1 protein-coding gene is annotated in these 904 nt (G+C 54.8%); it reads right to left on the bottom strand.

The window, feature by feature from the left end:
* Positions 1 to 904, bottom strand: a 904-nt coding sequence (locus QL898_RS13735) for a hypothetical protein (RefSeq protein WP_290177192.1), incomplete at both ends; no start/stop codon positions are given.

Genomic DNA, 904 nt, shown 5'->3' with positions numbered 1-904 from the left:
TGGCAATGTCAGCGGCTTCGACGGTGTTGTTATTACCCAAGCTCACGTTAACGGTGGTGTCAAGGTTGCTAAGGTTGGTCTGGGTCACGCTAAAGATGAGGCTGTTGTCCACGCCTTCAATCGCTTGTGCGTCGGTTGCGGTAATGCTGACCACAGGGGCGTCGATCGCGCCACCATCTTCATCTAAGATCTCAGCCGTGGCCGTGGCAGTGCCAAGCGCGGCATTAACCGGGCTCGATAGGCTCATGCCAATGGTTTCTGATATCTCGTATATCGCGTCTTGCGTTGGGGTGATGGTAAAGGTTGGGCTAGTGGTCGATCCGGCAGGGAGTGACACACTCACTCCGGCAATCGCATCCGCCACACTGATGGTTTGGGTGCTGCCATCAGCATTGGTCAGTAAGATGCTGTCGATGTCCGCCGCTTCTGCGTCGGTCAAGTTCAAGGTGGCAATCACGCTGGTAGTACGGTCACTAACACCGGTCTGGTCAATACTAAAGACGATGGTGTCGCCCAATGCCCCTTCAATGCCGGCGGCATCGGTCGCGCGGATATTGATGATAGGTGCATCATCATTGTCGGTGATGGTGCCGATACCGACGCCAGTACCGATGGTGACCGTGGTGGTCTCAGTAAGCTCGTCTGTCGCGTCATCTGTGGTTTCGTAGCTGACGGTAAAGCTGGTAACGCCTGCTGGGATAGTGATGGTGCCATCCGTGTTTAGAACCACCCCATCACTAAAGACTGGGGCATTGTCATAATCACTGCCTGCAGTTGCAGTACCATCGGTGATGGCAAATGGATAGCTGACCGCCACTTCAGTTGGGTTTGATAAGGTCACGGTGTGAACCAAATCGCCACCCTCATCAGCGCTGGCATCAGAGACGGTAACGACGGGTTTGTC

The sequence above is a fragment of the Psychrobacter sp. APC 3279 genome (assembly GCF_030407795.1).
Taxonomy (GTDB): Bacteria; Pseudomonadota; Gammaproteobacteria; order Pseudomonadales; family Moraxellaceae; genus Psychrobacter.
This window is presented reverse-complemented; position numbering and strand designations above follow the sequence as displayed.